15 protein-coding genes and 1 riboswitch are annotated in these 19240 nt (G+C 72.2%); of the genes, 9 read left to right on the forward strand and 6 right to left on the reverse strand.

The window, feature by feature from the left end:
• The first annotated feature begins 1 nt into the window (after position 1).
• The 3 genes from ACNNMR_RS21035 to ACNNMR_RS21045 all read left to right on the forward strand — a co-directional run bounded on the left by ACNNMR_RS21035 (position 2) and on the right by ACNNMR_RS21045 (position 3019).
• The gene (locus ACNNMR_RS21035) at positions 2-916 is read left to right on the forward strand and encodes a carbohydrate ABC transporter permease (RefSeq protein WP_419996202.1); all 915 of its coding nucleotides are present in this window, start codon (positions 2-4) and stop codon (positions 914-916) included.
• Positions 913-1803 carry a carbohydrate ABC transporter permease gene (locus tag ACNNMR_RS21040; protein ID WP_419996203.1) on the forward strand — a complete coding sequence of 297 codons (891 nt, stop codon included), beginning with the start codon at positions 913-915 and terminating at the stop codon, positions 1801-1803. Before ACNNMR_RS21035 ends, ACNNMR_RS21040 begins: the two co-directional genes overlap by 4 nt.
• A 79-nt stretch (positions 1804-1882) precedes the next feature.
• Positions 1883-3019 (forward strand): LacI family DNA-binding transcriptional regulator, encoded by a 1137-nt coding sequence (locus ACNNMR_RS21045; RefSeq protein WP_419996204.1) that lies wholly within the window; start codon positions 1883-1885, stop codon positions 3017-3019.
• Positions 3020-3137: 118 nt separating this feature from the next.
• Here the strand turns inward: ACNNMR_RS21045 and ACNNMR_RS21050 are convergent, their stop codons facing one another.
• From ACNNMR_RS21050 to ACNNMR_RS21060, 3 genes are read right to left on the reverse strand one after another with little or no spacing between them, the layout of a single operon-like run.
• Entirely contained in the window at positions 3138-3806 is a 669-nt protein-coding gene (locus tag ACNNMR_RS21050; RefSeq protein ID WP_419996205.1) for a PhzF family phenazine biosynthesis protein, read from the reverse strand.
• Position 3807: 1 nt separating this feature from the next.
• Positions 3808-5469: an acetolactate synthase large subunit gene (locus tag ACNNMR_RS21055; RefSeq protein ID WP_419996206.1), complete on the reverse strand. Its 1662-nt coding sequence runs from the start codon at positions 5467-5469 to the stop codon at positions 3808-3810.
• Between the two features lie 21 nt (positions 5470-5490).
• Positions 5491-6075, reverse strand: coding sequence for a TetR/AcrR family transcriptional regulator (locus ACNNMR_RS21060; RefSeq protein WP_419996207.1), 585 nt, complete (start codon positions 6073-6075; stop codon positions 5491-5493).
• Between the two features lie 295 nt (positions 6076-6370).
• Between ACNNMR_RS21060 and ACNNMR_RS21065 the strand changes: the two genes are divergently transcribed.
• The 6 genes from ACNNMR_RS21065 (at position 6371) to ACNNMR_RS21090 (ending at position 16038) form a co-directional block, all read left to right on the forward strand.
• The gene (locus ACNNMR_RS21065) at positions 6371-6604 is read left to right on the forward strand and encodes a hypothetical protein (protein ID WP_419996208.1); all 234 of its coding nucleotides are present in this window, start codon (positions 6371-6373) and stop codon (positions 6602-6604) included.
• Between the two features lie 83 nt (positions 6605-6687).
• A riboswitch (M-box (ykoK) riboswitch) is annotated at positions 6688-6857 on the forward strand.
• Between the two features lie 162 nt (positions 6858-7019).
• The gene (gene mgtE, locus ACNNMR_RS21070) at positions 7020-8399 is read left to right on the forward strand and encodes a magnesium transporter (RefSeq protein WP_419996209.1); all 1380 of its coding nucleotides are present in this window, start codon (positions 7020-7022) and stop codon (positions 8397-8399) included.
• 199 nt (positions 8400-8598) lie between these two features.
• Entirely contained in the window at positions 8599-9792 is a 1194-nt protein-coding gene (locus ACNNMR_RS21075; RefSeq protein ID WP_419996210.1) for a DegT/DnrJ/EryC1/StrS family aminotransferase, read from the forward strand.
• Positions 9789-14516, forward strand: a complete 4728-nt coding sequence (locus tag ACNNMR_RS21080) for a hypothetical protein (protein ID WP_419996211.1) — start codon at positions 9789-9791, stop codon at positions 14514-14516. Before ACNNMR_RS21075 ends, ACNNMR_RS21080 begins: the two co-directional genes overlap by 4 nt.
• Positions 14513-14971, forward strand: coding sequence for a hypothetical protein (locus ACNNMR_RS21085; protein WP_419996212.1), 459 nt, complete (start codon positions 14513-14515; stop codon positions 14969-14971). The genes ACNNMR_RS21080 and ACNNMR_RS21085 overlap by 4 nt, the downstream gene beginning before the upstream one ends.
• Positions 14968-16038, forward strand: coding sequence for a glycosyl hydrolase (locus ACNNMR_RS21090; RefSeq protein ID WP_419996213.1), 1071 nt, complete (start codon positions 14968-14970; stop codon positions 16036-16038). Before ACNNMR_RS21085 ends, ACNNMR_RS21090 begins: the two co-directional genes overlap by 4 nt.
• Positions 16039-16074: 36 nt before the next feature.
• Here ACNNMR_RS21090 and ACNNMR_RS21095 read toward each other — a convergent pair whose 3' ends face one another.
• From ACNNMR_RS21095 to ACNNMR_RS21105, 3 genes are all read right to left on the reverse strand, one after another.
• On the reverse strand, positions 16075-16827 hold the full coding sequence (locus tag ACNNMR_RS21095; protein ID WP_420000426.1) for a polysaccharide deacetylase family protein: 753 nt from the start codon (positions 16825-16827) through the stop codon (positions 16075-16077).
• A 118-nt stretch (positions 16828-16945) separates the two neighbouring features.
• Positions 16946-18202 carry a glycosyltransferase gene (locus ACNNMR_RS21100; RefSeq protein WP_419996214.1) on the reverse strand — a complete coding sequence of 419 codons (1257 nt, stop codon included), beginning with the start codon at positions 18200-18202 and terminating at the stop codon, positions 16946-16948.
• Complete coding sequence (locus ACNNMR_RS21105) at positions 18199-19221, reverse strand: GNAT family N-acetyltransferase (RefSeq protein ID WP_420000427.1); 1023 nt, start codon at positions 19219-19221, stop codon at positions 18199-18201. The genes ACNNMR_RS21100 and ACNNMR_RS21105 overlap by 4 nt, the downstream gene beginning before the upstream one ends.
• Positions 19222-19240: the final 19 nt, after the last annotated feature.

The following is a 19240-nucleotide window of genomic DNA, read 5'->3' on the forward strand; positions in this document are numbered from 1 at the left end:
GATGAGCGCTCCCGCACTGTCCCCCCGCCGCCGCGCCGCCGCCTGGCTGCGCGGCGGCGAGGGCCCGGCCGCGCTGGTGCTGCTGGCGCCGCTGCTGATCGTCTTCGGGGTCTTCGCGTGGTGGCCGGTGGTCCGCGGCCTGATCCTCAGCTTCCAGAAGACCAACTTCACCGGCGCCGCCCAGTGGGTCGGCCTCGACAACTTCGACCGCGTGCTGAACGACCCGCTGCTGTGGACGGCGGCGGGCAACACCGCGTGGTTCGTGCTGCTCGCGCTGGTCATCGGCTTTCCGCTGCCGCTGCTGCTCGCCGTCTTCATCGGGGAGCTGAAGCGCGGCCGGACGCTCTTCAGCATGCTCGCGTATCTGCCGGTGATCCTGCCGCCGGTGGTGGCGATCCTGCTGTGGCGGCTCTTCTACGGGCCCGGCGCCGACGGCCTCTTAAACACCGTGGCGGGCTGGGCCGGTCTCGGCCCGTACCCCTGGCTGCAGGACCAGGACTGGGCGATGCCCAGCATCGTGCTGCATGTGACGTGGGCGCAGTTCGGGACGGCGACGATCATCTATCTCGCGGCGCTGGCGTCGGTGCGCACCGAGCTCTACGAGGCGGCCGAGCTGGACGGGGCTTCGGCGTGGCGGCGGGTGTGGCACATCACGCTGCCGCAGCTGCGCGGGGTCATCCTGGTGCTGCTGCTCCTGCAGATCGTGGGGACCTTCCAGCTGTTCACGGAGCCGTTCCTGATGACGGGCGGCGGTCCGGAGAACTCGACCACCACCCTGCTGCTGCTGATCTACAACTACGCCTTCCGATCGGGGGACTTCGGCGCGGCGGCCGCCCTCAGCCTGCTGCTGGCCGCCGTCCTGTCCCTGCTGTCCGCGGGCTATCTGCGGGTCACGAAGAGCTGGAGTACGACATGACGACCGACCGCACCGAGCGGGGCGTGCTGTCCACCCACGACCTGAACCGGCCCGGGGTCCGCGGCACGCTGGGCGCCGGCCGCGTCATCGTGCTGCTCGCCCTGCTCACCGCCTGCGTCGGGCCGGTGCTGTGGCTGGGCAAGGCGGCGGTGTCGACGACGAAGGACACGCTGCGGGAGCCGTTCGCGCTGTGGCCGAGCGGGGTGGCGTGGTCGAACCTCGGCGAGGCGTGGTCGACGGTACGGATCGGGAAGTATCTCGCCAACACCTTCTGGGTGGCGGGCGGTTCCAGCCTGCTGACGCTCGTCGTGGCGCTGACCGGCGCCTACGCGCTGTCGGTGCTGCGCCCGCGGTACGCGGCTGTGCTCAACGCCGCCGTGCTGGCCACCCTGTTCGTGCCGACGGTGGTCGTGCTCGTGCCGCTCTACCTCACCGTCCTCGACGTGCCGCTGCTCGGCACCAACCTGCTGAACAGCTACTGGGCGGTGTGGCTGCCGGCCGCCGCGAACTCCTTCATCGTCCTGGTCGTCAAGCGCTTCTTCGACCAGCTGCCGCGCGAGCTCTTCGAGGTGGCGAAGGTGGACGGGGCGGGCCCGTACCGGATCCTCTGGCACATTGTGCTGCCCATGTCGAAGCCGGTGGTCGGGGTGGCGGCGCTGCTGACGTTCGTCACCGGGTGGAAGGAGTTCCTGTGGCCGATGCTGGTGCTGCCGGACGCGGAGAAGCAGCCGCTGTCGGTGGCGCTGCCGCGGCTGTCGGAGACGGCGGAGCTGAGCCTGCTGATGGCCGGGCTGTTCATGTCGGTGATCATTCCGATGGTGCTGTTCCTGCTCTTCCAGCGGCAGTTCCTGCGGGCGGCCGGGCAGAGCGGAGCGCTGAAGGGGTGAGCCGAGCGACTGGTTAACCAGTCATCCAGATGGCATGCTGCCGCTATTAGCGGCGTATTAGTAGGGAGCTCAGGTGGTCATGGACCAGGACCCGTCCACCCCCGCGTACCAGCGCATCATGCAGGAGCTGCGGGCGATGATCGCGCGTGGCGAGTACCGGCATGACACGCCCTTCACCACCCAGCGGGAGATCTGCGACCGGTTCGAGGTCAGCATGGGCACGGCCGTGCGCGCGCTGAACGAGCTGGTGCAGGAGGGCGTGCTCGTACGGCAGCGGGGGCGCGGCACATTCGTCGCCGAGGCGGCGCAGCGCCCCGAGCCGCAGGCGCTGCCGCGGGCGGCGGACGACCGCACGATCGCGCTGGTCATGCACGGCGAGGGGCCGCACCAGTCGGAGACCCTCAAGGGCGCGGGGGCGGCCTGCGACGAGCTCGGCTACCGGCTCTTCGTCTCCGACACCACCGCCTCCCCCGGGCACGAGGACCGCGCGCTGCGGCAGGCGCTTCAGGCGGGGGCGGGCGGGGTGCTGCTCTACCCGCGGCAGGGCCCCGGGCCGCTGGCCGCGCTCGGCGAGCTGCGCCGGCACCGGGTGCCCGCGGTGCTGCTCGACCGGTATCTGCCGGGCTTCCCCGCCGACTTGGTGCACCCCGACCACTACGACACCGGCTACCGCCTCACCGAGGAGCTGATCAAGCGGGGCCACCGCCACATCGCCACGCTCTACGGGGAGTACGACTGCACCAGCGTGCACGAGCGGTCAGTGGGCTGCCTGCAGGCGCTGCGCGACCACCGCATCCCGGTGCGGCCCGACCTGATGGCGCTGCGGGCGTACCTGGACATGGACGACGCGGAACGGCGGTCGTTCCTGGCCACGATGCTGGAGCGCCCGGAGCCGCCGACCGTGCTGCTCTGCGCCAACGGCCCGGTGCTCGCGACCGCGGCGCACGACCTGCTGGCCCTCGGCAAGCGGATCCCCGACGACGTGGACCTCGCCGGGGCCGAGGACGCGGGCCCGTTCGAGCTGCTGCCCCTCGCCGGGGTGGCGGCGGTGCCGCCGTGGCGGGAGATAGGCGCGCGGGCGGCGGAGGTGCTCATCGGCCGCATCGGCAGCGAAGATCCGTACGCCACCCCGCGGCACGAGGTGCTGCCGGTGGAGATCCGTACGCGGGAGTCGGACCGGGCACAGCTGCGAGCAATCGGGCCTGCGGCCCGGTGAGCCGGGGGTGGAGGCAAACGCGGCGGGCGGCCGGGCGCCGGGCTCAAGCGCCCACCGGGCCACCGGGCCACCGGGCCACCGGGCTCAAGAAGACCGGGCGCCCACCGGGCTCCCGGACTCAGATGCCCGCCGGGCCGGACAACCGCACCCGACCGCCCAGCTCCACCAGCCCGCCCGGGCCGGGAGCGGCCACCAGCTGGGAGCCGCGGCCCTGGGTGATGTTCAGCGCCCGGCCCAGCTCATGCGCCAGCATGATCGCCGCGGCGCCCGTCGCCTCGTCCTCGTCGATGCCGTCGTCGCGCCCCGGGAAGGCGCGCGCCCGCACGCGGCCCGCGGCCTCGTCCGCCCACGCCCAGGCGTAGATCCACTCGCCGGGCGGCGGCACCTCAAGGGCCTCGACCTCCGCCACGGACCCGTACCGCCGCAGCGTCCGCCGCGGCGCCCAGTCGGCGCGCGCCTCGATCCACGTGAACTCGCCGTCCACGCGCACCCCGACGACCCCGGCGGCCGTCACCAGCTCCGGCACGTCCAGCAGCCAGCCTGCACCGACGCACGGATGCCCGGCGAAGGGCAGCCGCAGCGTCGGCGTATAGATGTCGATCTCGCCGCGCTCGGGGTCGTCGACGAAGACCGTCTCGCTGTAGCCGAGCTTCCCGGCCAGCGTCTGACGCGCCGCCTCGCCGGGGACCGCAGCGCCCTCCCGTACGACGCCGAGCGCGTTGCCGTGCCCGCCGTCGGGGGCGCAGAAGACGCGTACGACGTCGATCACGGGAGGCGCGCCGGTCACGTCAGATCGGCTCCTCGAGCTCGCCCAGGCGCTTGGTGAGGGCGAGGTTCTCCGCGTAGTCGACCGGGCAGGCGATGACGTCCACGCCGTCGTGGTCGAGGGCCTCGCGCAGCGTCGGCAGCAGCTGGTCCGCGGACTTGATCGCGTGGCCGCGGGCGCCGAAGCTCTCCGCGTACGCGACGAGGTCGGGGTTGTCGAAGCGGGTGTGGGAGTGGCGGCCCATCTCCAGCTCCATCTTCCAGGTGATCAGGCCGTATTCGTCGTCGACCAGCACCAGGACCGTCATCGGGATGCGCTCGCGCACCGCTGTCTCGATCTCCTGGGAGTTCATGAGGAAGGCGCCGTCGCCCGTCACGGCCAGCACCTTGCGCTCCCCGCCCACCGCCAGGTGCGCGCCGATCGCGCCCGGCACGGCGAAGCCCATCGTGGACAGGCCGTTGGAGATCAGGCAGGTGTTGGGCTCGTACGTCGGATAGAGCCGGGCCATCCACATCTTCCCGGCCCCGGTGTCGACCAGGGCCAGGTCCTCGCGGCCCAGCGCCTCGCGGACGTCGGCGACGACGCGCTGCGGCAGCAGCGGGAAGCTGCCGTCCGCGCGGCCGCGGTCGAGCTCCTTGGTGAGCAGGCCGCGGATGGCGATGTCGTCGCAGTCGGTTTCGTACGGGCGGTCCACCGCCGCGGCGAGGGCGTCGAGGGAGGCGGAGGGGTCGCCGAGGACGCCGACGGAGACCGGGTAGCGGGCGTCGACCTCGGCGGGGAAGTGGTGGAGGTGCAGGATCTTCTTGTCGGCTTTCGGGTTGATCTTGACCGGGTCGAACTCCTGCAGCTCGTAACCGACGCAGATCAGCACGTCGGCCTCGTCGAAGCCGAAGTTGGCGTAGTCATGGCGCATGAAGCCGACCGCACCCAGCGCCTTGGGGTGGTCGTCGGGGAAGACGCCCTTGGCATTGAAGGTGGTCGCCACCGGCACGTTGAGCTTCTCGGCGAAGCGGATCAGCGCGGCACCCGCGTGCGAGCGCGCGGCGCCGTGGCCCGCGAGCAGCACCGGGCGCTGCGCGGCGGCCAGCACCTGCGCGGCGCGCTCCAGCTGCGTCGGGGACGGGGCCTCCGGGTAGACGTGGCTGATCGGCAGCGGCTGCAGGGGCGGCTCGGGGACCTGGCCCTCGATGTCCTCGGGGAGGGCGAGGAAGACGGCGCCGGGGCGTTCGCGCTGCGCGGTCTTGAAGGCCTGCCGGACCATTTCCGGTACGGCGCCGGCGCTGCGCACCTCCTGCGACCAGTGGGTGACCGGGTCGAACATCGCGGGCAGGTCGATGACCTGGTGCGACTCCTTGTGTATCCGGTCGAGGCCGCCCTGCGCGGCGAGGGCGACGACCGGCGTGGAGTTGGTCTGGGCGTCAGCGGTGCCGAGGAGGAGGTTGATGGCGCCGGGGCCGAGGGTGGCGGAGCAGACGCCGGCGCGGCCGGTGATCCGGCCGTACATCTCGGCCATGAAGGAGGCGCCTTGCTCGTGCCGGGTGAGCACGTACGAGATGGAGTCGGAGGCGTGGAGGGCGTCGACGAAGCGGATGTTCTCCTCGCCGGGGATGCCGAAGACGTACTCGACTCCCTCGGCTTCGAGGCAGCGCACCAGCAGCTGGGCCACATTCTCGTCTGTACTCATGTGGCCCGAGCCTAGCGGTCCCTAGCGCCCGGCTTCCGGGGCGGTGCGGTCCACCAGGACCTTGATGATGTTGTCGATGCCGTACGGCTCCAGCAGGCCCGGCACCGTCAGGTCGTCGACGATCACGCCGAGCATGGCGGTGTAGAGGAGCAGCACCGTGTCGTGGTCGCCGGGGAGACCGCCCGCGTCGAGGTGCCAGCGGATGTTGTCCTCGAGCATCGCCGCGAAGATCTTGGTGAGGTCGGCCTGCAGCTCGGGGCGGCGGGTGGCCTCCAGGCGCAGTTCCAGCATGGCGAGGTGGCTGGCCTTGTCCGTACGCATCCGGTCGACCAGCTGGCGCAGCAGGACGGCGACCAGCTCCTTGGTCGGCGGCGCCTTCATCGTCTCGGCGAGCGCTTCGGGGTCGGGGGCGAGGCGTTCGCCGGTGCGGGTCATGACCTGGCGGAGGAGGTCGGCGCGGTTGGCGAAGTAGTTGGTGGTGGTGCCGATGGGGACGCCGGCCTCCTTGTCCACGGCGCGCAGGGTGAGGCCGCGGGAGCCGTCGCGGGCGAGCACCTCGATGGCGGCGTCGAGCAGCGCGGTGCGGCGGGCGGGGTTCTGGCGCATCTTTCGGATTCTCCTAGGAAGGGTGTTGACACCACTGCGAGTGCAGTACTACGTTCTAACCACTGCACCGAGAGTACATCAGTCGCAGCCAGGAGGAAACAGCATGCGAGTACCGCACCAGCACCGGAACCGTCCGCAGCGCGCCCCGATGCCGCGCTCGCTCCCCCGCCCCCGCCCGCTGCCGAAGCCGGGCTCCCGTAGGTGAGAAACGCCTGAGAAAACCGCTCAGCGCGCACCGGCCGGGAACGCACTCGGGCATATCAGGCGTTCAACCCGAACAGGAGGTACCGGCATCATGATCAAGGAACCCCGTGGCGAAGGGGCCGACAAGGACAACGACCCCTTCGCCCAGCTCGTACTCGACGAGGACTTCGTCCGCTCCGCGGCCACCACCGAGTCCTCCGCCCGCAGCCGCATGCTCGCCGCCCGCTGGCGCCGCGACGCCCCCGAGCCGCAGCCGTGGCGCGCCGACGAGCCCCCGGCCGGCTGGTTCTTCAGCCGCGCCCGGCGGCGGTGGCGGCGCCGCTGACCGGCGCCGCGCCGCCGTACGCCCTGAATTCATACCGTCCGCATTTGACGGGTTTCGCGATATCCACTTAAAGTCGGATACCGCATGCACCTCGCTAGGTGAGGCGTCTGCACGGACACAGGCCACTGACCCCAAACGTCGAAAGACGCCCCGGGTCAGGACAGCTCCTCCCGGACTAAGGGTTGAGCCCAAGTGGCTGCCGCCTCGACGGTTACGCCGTGCAGTGCCAAAGCTCTGTCGAGAGAGGTGCCTTTTCCGCTCCTGCGCATGTGATGCCCTGGCGCCCCCGTGCGCCCCGGACCGCAGGAGGTGATGTTCATGAGTGGCAGTTCCGGCAGTTCCGCCGAATCCCGAAGTTCACGCTTTTCTCCATGCCTTACCCAGGCATGCCCATTTGCAGAATTCAGGTATTGCCATGATCCGCGAGGACATCACCTTTCACACCCGTACCCTTCTCTCCACTCCTGACGGCGCCGCGCTGACCCGGCTGCTCGCCCATGCGCGGGTGGCCGACGTGGCGGACACGCTGCGCGACAGCGCCCCGGAGCACATCGCCGACCTGCTGCAGCCGGCCCCGGCGAAGGATCAGGCCAAGCTGTTCACCGCGCTGCCGGACGAGCAGCAGGACGCCGTCCTGGCCGAACTGCGCCCTGCCACCGTCACCGGGCTGGTCTCCGCGATGCCCGCCGACGAGCGCGCCGACCTCTACAACCGGCTGGACCGGGACGCCCAGCGCCGCCTGCTGCCGTCGCTCTCCCAGGCCGAGCGCGACGACATCCTGCGGCTTTCCAACTACCCCGAGGGCACCGCCGGTTCGGCCGCCACCTCGCAGTACGCCACCATCGACGCCGGCCTGACCGCGGGCGAGGCGCTCCGCGTCATCCGCGGCACCGCGCCGGACAAGGAGACGATCTATGTCATCTACGTCATCGACCGTGACGGCAAGCTGACCGGCACGCTCTCCCTCCGCGACCTGGTGCTGGCCGACGAGCGGGCCGCGCTCACCACCCTGGTGGTGCACAAGCCGGTCAAGGTCCTGGCCGACGACCCCGACGAGAAGGCGGTGGCGAGCATCCGCCGCTACGACCTCCTCGCCGTCCCCGTGGTCAACGAGGAGGACCACATGATCGGCATCGTCACCGTCGACGACGCCATGGACTTGGAGAAGGAGCAGGACGCCACCCAACTGGCCCGCTACGGCGGCACCGTGGCCCTCGGCGGCGGCCCCGACCTCGACCTGCGCCAGTCGCCGCTCAAGCGGATCTTCGGCACCCGGCTGCTGTGGCTGGTGATCCTCACCGTCTTCGGCATGATCACCTCCACCTTCGTCGCGAAGCAGGAGGACATGCTCGCCGAGGTGATCGTGCTGGCCGCGTTCATCGCCCCCATCGTCGACATGGGCGGCAACACCGGCAGCCAGGCCGCCACCCTGGTCATCCGCTCGATGGCGCTCGGCCAGCTGCGGATGCAGTGGAAGGACGTCTGGTTCGTCATCCGCCGGGAGGCCGGGGTGGCGCTCGCGCTCGGCGTGTGCGTAGCCGTACTCGAGGTCGTGCTCGCGCACTTCAGCAAGAGCGGCCTCGACCCCGCCGTGCTCACGGTCGTCGGCCTCAGCATGCTCGCCTGCACCGCACTCGGCGGCATCATCGGCGGCCTGCTGCCCTTCCTCGCCCGCCGGCTGGGCACCGACCCGGCCACGCTCAGCGCCCCGATGATCACCTCGATCATGGATCTGCTGGGCGTCTTCATCTACTTCGGACTGGCGTACATCTTCCTTGGCCACCTGCTGGTCTGAAGGGGTGCAGGGGGCGTACCGGTCGCGTACCGGAGGATGTCGTTCTTGTCCTGTTGACTGGTGCGCCCCGAATGCACCACATTTGAAGCGACGGTTGTCCGCCTTGGGGAGGGGCGGACGGGGGCACCGTCTTGGGGGGATTGTGCGATCGACTTTCCGCGGTCGCGGGCGTGTCCAGAGCGCCCGCATCGCCGCGCAAGTGCAGCAGCGGCTCGACCGGGAGTGCGTCTACGTGCCGTCCGGACGCTTCGGCCTCTACCTGGCGTTACGGCAATGGTGCCCGCCGGGCGGACGCCTCCTGATGTCGCCGCTCGACGACGATGTGCTGCTCTTCCTCGTGCACGCCGCCGGGCTGCGCCCGGTGATGGCCCCGGTCGACCCGCGGGACGGCAATATCGCGCCCGAAGCCGTGCCCGAGGCCACCTGGCGCGGCCTCGCCGGCGTCATGACCACCAATCTGTACGGGCTGCCCGACCGCGTCGAGCAGCTCAAGGCCCGCTGCGACCGCCACGGCATCCCGCTCATCGAGGACGCCGCCCACGCGCTGGGGATCACCGTCGGCGGCCGCCCGGTCGGCACCTTCGGGCAGGCGGCCGTCTTCAGCCTCGCCAAGCACGCCGGCGCCCGCACCGGCGGCGTGCTCGCCTGTGCGGGGCGCGCCGACCGGCTGGCTCTTGAGGCGTTACGGGACGAGCTGCTGGCCCCCGGCCGCCTCGCCGCCGAGCTCGACTACCAGCTGCGGCCGCGCGCCGAACGCCTCCTGCGCCGCATCCACATGACCCGCGCCGCCCGCCAGGTGCACGCCGCGCTCGGCCGCGCGGAGCGCCCCCCGGGCTCGTACCGGATGAAGCTGCACCCCGACCGGCTGCGGGCCGCCATCGCCCGCGGCCCGGGGCTCGACCACTTCGACGCCTGGCTGCGCGTCGACCTGCACGACTGGCGGCGGCGGCAGGGGAGGCTGCGGCTGCGGGCCGTGGACGCCCGGGTCCGCCGGGTGGACGAGCGGCGCGAACAGCGCATCGCCGCCGCCCGGTTGCTGGCGAGCACGGGCCTCGCGGCCGAGGGCGTAGGCGAAGCGCTCGAAGGCCCCGACGGGCCGCCCGCGCTCTTCCGCGTACCCCTGCTGGTGACGGACCGCGACCGCTGGGTGGACGTGCTCGACCGGCACGACATCGCCACCGGCTATCTCTACGACGCACCCCTCGACGACTATGCGGGCCCGGAGTTCGCGGAGCCCTCTCCCGACCCGGAGCCCGCGCGCTGGTTCGCGCGGCACGTGCTGCCCGTCGACCCCCTGGGCGCCCGCGCCGCGCACCGGCTGCTCACCGCGGGCGGCGCCGCGGCCGCGCCCGCCTTTCCGCGTCCCAACGGATCCATAGGGAGCGCGGCGTGACAGCACCACCCCGCAAGCCGCCCGTGCGGCGCCAGGCCAAGCAGCGCCACGACCATCCCACCATGCAGCTGCGTATCGGCGTGGACGGCGCCGGCTCGCTGTTCCGTAACGCCTACATGCTGATGCTCAACACCGTGGTCTCCGCGGTCCTCGGCATGGGCTACTGGGTGGTCGCCGCCCGCTATTACTCCACGGAAGCGGTCGGCGAGGGCTCGGCGGCCGTCGCCGCGATGCGCTTCATCGCGGGGCTCGCGGCCACGACGCTGATCGGCGCAGTGGTGCGCTTCATCCCGCGTGGCGGGTTGCAGACGCGGCGGCTGATCCTGCAGACGTACGGGATCAGCTGCCTGGTGGTGGGCTTCGGCTGCGCGGTCTTCCTGCTGACGCTGGACCTGTGGGGGCCGAACTTCGCTCCCCTCGCCGGCCTTTGGGTCGGCATCGGCTTCACGGTCGCCACCCTCGGGTGGACCGTGCTGTCGCTGCAGGAGGGCGTGCTCACCGGGCTGCGCGAGGCGGTGTGGGTGCCGCTGGGCAACCTCGTCTTCTCCATCGGCAAGCTCGGCCTGCTGGTGGTGCTGGCCGCGAGCATGCCGGTGCTCGGCATCTTCACCTCGTGGAGCCTCGCCATCACGCTGTCGGTGATCCCGCTGGGGTGGCTGGTGCTCGCGCGGCTCGCGCCGCGGCAGATGCGCCGGACGCGGGCCCGGAAGCCGCCGGAGCGGCGGGAGATCGGGCGGTTCCTGCTCGGTGACTGCACCGGGTCGATGTTCAGCCTCGCGATGATCAATCTGCTGCCGGTGATCGTGGCGATGCAGTTCGACGGGGAGCAGAACGCGTACTTCTACGTGGCGCTGACCATCGGCGGCACGATCGAGTTCCTCGCGATCAATATGGCGTCGTCGCTGACGGCGGAGGCGTCGTACGATCCGCGGCGGCTGGCGGACGGCATCCGCGGGTCGCTGGTGCGGATGGGCATTCTGCTGATGCCGGTCGGGCTGGTGCTGGTCGCCGGCGCCGACAAGCTGCTGGCGGTCTTCGGGAGCGGGTACGCCGAGGGCGGCGCGACGGTGCTGCGGCTGTTCGCGATCGCGGCGTTCCCGCGGGTGATCGTGGAGCTGTACTTCGGCGTGCTGCGGGTGCAGGGGCGGACGACTCAGCTCGCCGTGCAGCAGGGCATCATGTGCACGCTGACGCTGGGCGGTTCGTTGGTGCTGCTGCCCATGGTGGGCATTGCGGGCGCCGGCTGGGCAGTGCTGATCGGCCAGGTCATCTCGGCCCTGCTGGCCGCGCCGGGCATGATCGCGGTCGTACGGGAGGCCCACAAGGCACCGCCCACTCCCAAGCCTGTTGAGCCGACGTACGACTCCACGATGACGCTGACGCTGCGGAGCCCGTGGAGCGAGGTCGCGGCGGGGACGGCGGATGACTACGGGACGGGGTGGGCGCGGCGGGCCGCGTACTACCGGACGATCGCGGAGGACGAGGAGGAGGAACGCGAGATCTCGGGACAGCGGCCTGCGATGCGGGTCGCTGCCGCGGAGGGGGCGCGGGGGGTGCAGGTCACGGCGGCGGTGCCGGAGGAGGCCGGCGATGCGGATGCCAGCGGGCCGGCGGCGTCCGCGGAGGCCGCGGAGGCCGCGGAGGCCGCCGGGGCGGCGGGCCAGGCGCGGGGCGCGGAGGTCGGCGAGCCGGCGGGCCAGGCGCGGGGCGCGGAGGCCGGCGAGCCGGCGGCAGATCACGAGCCGGGCGCGGAGACCGGCCGACCGGTTACGGACCATGCGCGGGGCGCGGAGATTACCGGGCCGGCGGCGGCTCCGGACCACGAGCGGACGGCGGAGCCCGCGGGGGCGAGCACCCCGGAACCCGAGGACGCCCGCCGGACACCGCCTCGGATCGAGTGGCCCGCACTGTCCCGGGTGGAGTGGCCGGGGCCGGCCCCGTCCAAGGCTGCCACGGAGAAGATACGGGGCGTCCAGCCCGCGGATCTGGCAGGCCGCAGCGCGGCAGAGACCGCAGGCGAGGCAACACCCGGCACCGGCCATGAACCCGCGAGCCCCTCAGACGCGGCGGCCCAGGCCGCGCCGGGCACCACCGACGAGGCAGCGGGCGACGCAGTCGCGGATGTCGCGCCGCACCGCACCACCGACGAGCCCCCAGGCGACGCAGTCGCCGACGCCGCGCCGCACGCCGCCCCCGGCACCACCGACACGGCCGCGAGCCCCACAGACGCCGCTGCGGAGGCCCCGCCCGGCACCACCGACCAGGGCGCGGGCGACGCAGTCGCGGACGCCACGCCGCACCACATCGCTGACCAGACCGCAGGCGACGCAGTCACCGACGCCGCGCCGCCCGGTACCACCGACGGAGCCGCGGGCGACGCAGTCGCCGATGCCGCTGCCCACGCCGCCGAGGCTGAGGGCGGGCGGGGCGCCCGAGGGGCGGCTGCCGTCCCGCCGGGAGCCGGACCGCACCCGGCGACGGAGCCGGACGCGGATCTGCAGTTCCCCGAACCCTCGGAGCGGCCCGGCGCAGCCGCAGCGCGCCGCGCGGCCGATCTCGACGCCGCGCTCGACTCGCTCGGTGTCGAGCCGCCGCCCAAGCCCAAGGACGCCTGGCCTCGCATCCCGTGGCCGGAGGCAGACGTGCGGAGTCCGGCGCCGCCCGGTGTCATCAGGCCGCGCGAGGAACAGCCGCCGGCGCCCGCCCGGACGCCCCTTAGGCCGCCCGCGGCGAACGCGGCGAACGCCGCGAGCGCGCCCAGCGCCGCTGGAGCACCCGCGCTGCCGCACGCGACCCAGACGCCCGCCGCCCAGACGCCCGCCCAGGCACCCACCGGCAACGCGCACGCTCCCCAGGCGCCTCCGCTGCCGCCCGCCGCCCAGGCGCCCGCGCCACCGCACGCCACCGAGGCCGCGCCCCCCGGCAAAGCCCACACCCGCCCACCCACCTGGGCCCGCCCCGGCAAGAAGGCCACCGCCGCCCTCGCTCTCACTCTCCTCACCTCACTCGGCCTCTGGCGCTTCTCCCTCGCCCAGACCGAGGTCTCGGCACTCGGCGGCTTCGGCCTCGCAGGCGCGTTGCACTTCACCTACTGGATTGCGCTCGCCCTCCTCACCGCCGGCTTCTTCGCCTCGCTCAGAGGCGGCCCGCGGCCGGGGCCCTGGCCCGCCGTGTACGTCGTCGGGCTCGTCGTCGTCGAGCGTGCCACCCAGGCGATCCTCTATCCCACCCCGCTCTATGCCTGGGCGTGGAAGCACGACGCCGTCGTCGACTACTTCCTGACCCACGACGTCGCCCGCCCACGGCCCGAGCTCGGCCTGATGGACGCGTACAACGAATGGCCGGGATTCTTCGCCGTCCAAGCCGGATTCCTGCGCATGACCGGGGTCGAGCACACGCTGCAGTTCATGGCGTGGTGGCCGCTGATCTCCAACCTGCTGCTCATCCCGGCGCTGCTGCTCGCCTTCCGCGTCTTCACCCGCGACCAGCGGCTGGTCTGGACCGGCGTCTGGGTCTTCTCCGCCGCCAACTGGGTCGGCCAGGACTACTTCTCGCCGCAGTCCGTGGCGTATCTCTTCTGGCTCGCGATCCTCGCCATCGTGCTGCGCCGCTTCCAGCGCCCGGAGAATCCGGACGAGCGGCGGTCGACACCGCAGCGCGTCCTGTGGACCCTCGCCCTGCTCCCGCTCGTGGCGCTGCTCGCCGCCTCCCACCAGCTCACTCCACCCATGCTGATGGCGGGCCTGCTGGCGCTCTGCCTCACCCGCCGCTACCGCAACTGGATGATCCTCGTCTTCGTGATCGAGGTGGTCGGCGCCTGGAACGTCTCCGCCGCCCAGATCTTCCTCCGCGAGCAGATCCCCGCCCTCATCGAGGGCATCGGAAATGTGAAGGGGAACGTCGAGACCGGCGTCGGCGCCACCCCCACCGGCACCGGCCCGGTCTTCGTCTCCTGGATGTCCAGAATCCTCACCGCCGCCGTCTTCCTCCTCGCCGCATACGGAGTGTGGCGCAGACCCGCCCTGCGCAAGCAGGCCTGGCCGCTGGTGCTGCTCGGCCTCGCCCCGGCCCCGATGGTGGTGGCCAATGGCTACGGCAGCGAAATGCTGTTCCGGGTCGTGCTGTTCATGCTGCCCTGGGCCGCGTTCTTCGCGGCGGCCGCGCTGCTGCCCGCCGCCATCACCGAGCCCCCCGTCTACCCGGCCCGCGCCCGCCGCTGGCCGGTCGCCCTCGGCCGGCTGCGGTGGGCCGTCGCCGCCGGCGTGGTGCTGGCGCTGACGTGCACCTTCGTCCCGGCGTACGCGGGCAAGGACAAGCTCAGCTACTTCCCGCCCGCGGAAGCGGACCTCGTGAAGAAGGTCTACGACACCGCCCCCAAGGGCTCCCTGATCGCCGCGCCGAACCGCAACTTCCCGTACGCCTTCGACAATTACTGGAAGTTCGAGCCGGGGTACTGGTTCCTGGACGAGCCCCTCACGCACGTCCGCAAGATCGAGGCGCAGCCCGCCAAGACGCTCGCCAGGGACCTCTCCGAGGTGGAGAAGCCGGCCCGGGCCTATCTCGTCTTCAGCGACGGCATGTACTCCAACGCCGCCATGAACGGCCAGATGAGCGAGAAGCGGCTGCGCAAGATCGAGAAGAGCGTGGCCGACTCGAAGCTGTTCACCAAGCGCTGGGGCAATGATCACGCCCGGGTGTACGAACTGAAGGGAGCGGGCCGTTGACCGACTTCCGCTTCTTCGAGCGCGTCCCGGCCGCGGTGCTCGGCTGGCTCAGCTTCGCGGCCGTGGCGCTGCTGCCCGACCGGCACCCGGTGCTGATCGTCCTCGTCGCCACGTATCTGCTGCTCGGCCCCGGCATGGCCATCCTCGGCATCTGCGGCCCTGCCCTCCGCGCCCGCCCGGCGGCGGCCCCGGCCGGGGCGACGCCCCGCGACCACACCGTCTCCGACTGGTGCGAGTGGCTGCTGCTCGCGGTCGGGCTCAGCCTGGCCGTGGACGGGCTGGTGTGTACGGGCCTGCTGCTGGGCAATCAGTTCGCCGCGCTGCAGATCATCGGCGTACTGGCCTCGCTGACCTCGTCGGCCGCGCTGTTCCCGCCGCTGCCCGTACGACCGCCCGGTGAAGCCGAGCCCGAGCCCGAGGCCGAATTCACCGAGCCGGAAGGTGAAGCACGTTGACTTTCCCCTCGCTGCGCACGCGGCTGGTGCTCATCGCCGCCGTGCTCCTCCTCGTGGTGCCCGCCCTGCTGGCGCTCCTCGCCGGCGGCGACGACGGCTCCGACGACGACCGCGGCCCGCAGCCCACCAGCGCCGAGTGCCGCCCGACGAAGCTGCTCGCGCCGCCGTGCGGGGCGTGGTTCGGCGCGTTCGTGCCGCATGCCAAGACCGACCTTGCGGAGAAGGTGGCGGCGTACGAGAAGGACATGGGGCGCCGCCTCGACATCGTGTACACGTACCACGACATGTCCACCCGTGACCTCGAAGGACAGCTGCTCACCGAGCAGGAGCAGCAGGTCGGCGAGGACCGGATGCTGCTGCTGTCCTGGGAGAGCAAGGACTGGGGCGCCAACGGCGGCAAGAAGCACAAGTGGATCAAGTGGCGCGACATCGCCGCGGGCAAGCTGGACCGGACGGTGATCGATCCGCAGGCGAAGCGGGTCGCCGAGTACGGCGAGCGCACCGGCAAGAAGATCTTCCTCTCCTTCGACCTGGAGATGGACACCCGGATGAAGAACGGGTCGGCGAAGGAATTCCGCGACGCCTGGCAGCACATCTACCAGCGCTTCGAGGCGGCCGGCGCCGACAACGTCATCTGGACCTGGATCATCACCGGCTATCTGGAGCACGCCGACCGCTTCACGGAGCTCTACCCGGGCCACCAGTTCGTGGATTGGGTCGGCTACAACAAGTACAACTACTACCGCTGCCACAAGACCGGCTGGGAATCCTTCGCGGACCTGCAGCTGCCGGTGTACCGGTGGATCACGGAGAACATCTCCGACAAGAAGCCGCTGATGCTGTCCGAGTACGGGTCGGCGCAGGACACCCGGGATCCGGGGCGGCAGGCGGACTGGTACGCGGACGTGCCCGAGGTGATGAAGCGGATGCCTCAGGTGAAGGCCGCGCTGCAGTGGAACTCGCGGGATCCGGGGCCGCATTGCGACCTGTCGCTGCAGAACGGGGAGGCGGTGGCGGCGCTCAAGAAGGCAGGTCAGGATACGTACTTCAGGCAGCCGGTGCCGTAACAGCCGGTGCCATAACAGCCGCTGCCGCAGCGGACCTCAGCCGGCGAACTCCGGGCCCTTCACCATCCGCCTCGCCCGCCGGTAATACCGCCACCCGACCGTCTTCGCCCCATCCCGGTACGGCGCCTGCCGCGCCCCCTCGCCCGCCATCCAGTCCCGCACATCCGCCGCCGTGTGGCTCTGCCGCACGATCAGCCGGGCCAGCCGGTACGGCTCATCCGTGGAGTGGCTGAGCGCATGCCGTACGGCCATGGCGGACGTATAGCCCGCCGCCTCCGCGATGCGCCGCACCCGCCGGTCGTTGTAGCCGTGCGGGTACGCGAGGGCGTCGAGGCCGTGGCCGAGGGCGTCCTCCAGTACGGACTTGGACTCGGTCAGCTCGTGCCGGATGGCGGCCGCCGGCAGCGTGTCGAGCTGGGCGTGGGTGACGGTGTGGCTGCCGACCTCGAATCCGTAGTCGTCCTCCAGCCGCGCCGCCTCGCCGAGTTTCATCATCGGCGCGGGCGGCAGCAGGCTGCCGCCGGGCGCGGCGCCGATCGCGCCGGTGGTCAGGTACGCGGTGGCCGTCATGCCGCGCCCGGCCACCGCCTCCGCGGTCGGGCCCGGCAGGTCGGCGAAGCCGTCGTCGAAGGTGATCAGCACCGGCCGGGCGGGCAGCCCGGGGCCGCCCTCGATCAGCCGGGCCGCGGTGATGGGGGTGCGCCCGCTGTCCGCGATGGCGTCGAGGTGTTCGGCGAACTGCCGCGGCGACATGGTGAATTCGGCGATCCAGTCGGGCGGGTCCGCCATCACCGCGTGGTACAGCAGCACCGGGATGGCATCGGCGGTCACGGCTTACCCTCCTGAGCGCCCTTCCCCACAGAGAGTCCCCGCCCTCCCGGGGGCCACGCCCCTTCCAGGCTATCGCTCACCGCCCACACCCCCCACAGTTATCCACAACCTCCCAGGGCCGCGCGAGCCCGCGCACCCTTCTGCGGGCGCGCACGTAGCCGATGGGCCCGTACAACATCCCGCGCCGCTCCATCCGCGCCAGCCGCCGCGGCCAGGCGTCGAGCTCGGCCGCCGCGGCGTGGCGGTCGCGGGCGCTCGCCAAGGCGCGGGCGTGCCGCAGGCCGCCCGGCACGCGCTTGAGGAACGCGGGCAGCAGCCCGGGCCGGCGGGCGACGATCGCGGTGAGGTACGCGGTGACGCCCGCGCCGTAGTTGAAGGCCTGCGAGGTGAGGTCCTCGACCCGCTCGCGGTGGTAGTGCCAGATCAGCGCCCGCGGCTCGTAGACGAGGCGGTGGCCTGCGGCGAGGGTACGGACGAAGGAGTACAGGTCGTCGCCGCCGCGGGCGAGGGTGCCGGTGCCGGTAGCCGGGTCGAAGCCGCCGATCTCGCGGAGGACTTCGGCGCGGAAGGCCATGTTGGCGCCGGAGCCGTAGCTGCCCGCGGTGAACGGGAACAGCGGCTCGTCGGCGGGCGGCCGGTGGATGTCGTACACCTTGCGGGCGAAGCCCTTGCCGAAGCCGCCGAGCCGTTCGAGCTGGATCTGCGCGTCCGTCTCCAGGCGGGCCGGGACGATGAGCCCGGTCACGCAGCCGACGTGCGGGTCGTCCGCGAAGGCGGCGGTGAGGGCGCGCAGCCACTGCGGGTCGGCGACCACGTCGTCGTCGGTGAAGGCGAGGATGGCGCCCTTGGCCTCGGCGATGCCGCGGTTGTGCGCGGCGGCAAGGCCCGGGACGGGTTCGGTGACGTGGCGGACACCCGCCTCGGCGTACTTTTTCGCGATCAGGTCCTGAGTGGCGCTGGTCGCCGGGTTGTTGTCGACGACCACGATCTCGTAGTCGGGGTGGTCGAGTTCGAGGAGGGAGGCGAGGGCGCGGTCGAGTTTGTCGGCGCGGTCGCGGGTGGCGACGATGACGCTGACGCGGGCCGCCGGGTCTGCAGGTGGGGCGGGTGCCGGGGCGGGGGCGTCGGGCGCCATGGCCGCGAGGTGGCCGAGCGGGTCGGCGTCCTCGGGGATACGGGTCCGCAGCAGCCCGGCCGGGACGCCGTGGCGGCGCAGCAGGATCTGCACCTCGCCGGCGCCGACCGGGAGTCCGTGCGGTGCGGTGTGCAGTTCAGGGGTGGGTTCGAGCTCCAGCACGCCCACCCGGATGGGTTCCGTCGTACGTTCCGTCATGCGCGCCGCAGCCTCCCCGCCTGGTTCAGCGCCTTCCGCGCGAACGCGGCCAGCCCCGGCCGCTCCCGTACGAACGCATGCGCCCGCCGCACCGGATCGTGCCGCAGCCGGTGCAGCGCCGCGCCCACGCTCGGCCGCAGCACCCGCGCCTCGGAGACCGTCAGCTCGCCGGTCTTGAGGTCGTCCTTGTACTCGGCGTCGCCCCGCCCGAGATCGAGCAGGCCGAGCCCCTCGGCGGCCGCGGCCGCCGCCATCCGCAGATGCAGGATCAGCCCCGGTGAGTACTTCGCGAACTCCACGTCGTACGCGGGAAACCAGCAGGCCAGCACGCTCTCCGACCGCAGCCCGAAGTGCGCGGCGATGGGCCGGTCGTCGTCCGCGTACAGGACGCTGAGGGTGCCGGTGAGACCGTCGGTCCTGGTCGCCGCGAGATCGTCCACGAGCCCGGCGATCCACGGCTGCGCGAAGCGGTCGCGCCGCCCGGTGCGCCGGTACTGCGCGGACTTCCACTCCATCAGCGCCCGCAGCGCCCGCGGGTCCCGCTCGTCGAAGACGAAGCGCACCCCGCCGCGCTGCCGCCCGAGCCGCCGCTCCTTGGCGAGGGTGGTCTTGAGGAACTTCGGGGATTCGCCGCGCAGCCAGTTCTCGTACGCCTCGTACCCCTTGGACACGTCCATGACGGGCGAGGCGAACCGCTCGGTCACGTACGGCTCAAAGGGCTCCTGCCCGCCCTCCACGAGGTGGTCGAACTCCAGCACCGAGAGCCCGCATGCGCGCAGCAGCCGCTCCGGCTCCCAGCCGACCCCGGGCCGGTGCACCAGGCCCTGGCAGTCGGAGACTCCGGCCCCGACCGCGAGCCCGGCGCCGAGCGGCCCCCGCTGATAGGGCAGAAACCCGGCCGGCTCGCCGCCCGCCTCGCGCAGCACCGCGACCCGTACGCCCGGCCGCCGCCGCTCGACGGCGAGCGCGAACTCCGGGCCCAGGAACGGATTCGCCGCCCCGGCGTGCTCCCGCCGCATCTCGCGCCACGCCCCGAGC

The sequence above is a fragment of the Streptomyces boninensis genome (genome assembly GCF_048572725.1).
Classification (GTDB): Bacteria; Actinomycetota; Actinomycetes; order Streptomycetales; family Streptomycetaceae; genus Streptomyces; species Streptomyces boninensis.

What these genes read in the sequence shown, in the direction of transcription:
- ACNNMR_RS21040 (WP_419996203.1), top strand. Translation starts at nt 913, where the DNA reads ATGACGACCGACCGCACCGAGCGGGGCGTGCTGTCCACCCACGACCTG.
- ACNNMR_RS21060 (WP_419996207.1), bottom strand. Translation starts at nt 6,075, where the DNA reads ATGCGCCAGAACCCCGCCCGCCGCACCGCGCTGCTCGACGCCGCCATC.
- mgtE (WP_419996209.1), top strand. Translation starts at nt 7,020, where the DNA reads ATGATCCGCGAGGACATCACCTTTCACACCCGTACCCTTCTCTCCACT.
- ACNNMR_RS21035 (WP_419996202.1), top strand. Translation starts at nt 2, where the DNA reads ATGAGCGCTCCCGCACTGTCCCCCCGCCGCCGCGCCGCCGCCTGGCTG.
- ACNNMR_RS21065 (WP_419996208.1), top strand. Translation starts at nt 6,371, where the DNA reads ATGATCAAGGAACCCCGTGGCGAAGGGGCCGACAAGGACAACGACCCC.
- ACNNMR_RS21095 (WP_420000426.1), bottom strand. Translation starts at nt 16,827, where the DNA reads ATGGCGGACCCGCCCGACTGGATCGCCGAATTCACCATGTCGCCGCGG.
- ACNNMR_RS21045 (WP_419996204.1), top strand. Translation starts at nt 1,883, where the DNA reads ATGGACCAGGACCCGTCCACCCCCGCGTACCAGCGCATCATGCAGGAG.
- ACNNMR_RS21105 (WP_420000427.1), bottom strand. Translation starts at nt 19,221, where the DNA reads ATGCGGCGGGAGCACGCCGGGGCGGCGAATCCGTTCCTGGGCCCGGAG.
- ACNNMR_RS21055 (WP_419996206.1), bottom strand. Translation starts at nt 5,469, where the DNA reads ATGAGTACAGACGAGAATGTGGCCCAGCTGCTGGTGCGCTGCCTCGAA.
- ACNNMR_RS21100 (WP_419996214.1), bottom strand. Translation starts at nt 18,202, where the DNA reads ATGACGGAACGTACGACGGAACCCATCCGGGTGGGCGTGCTGGAGCTC.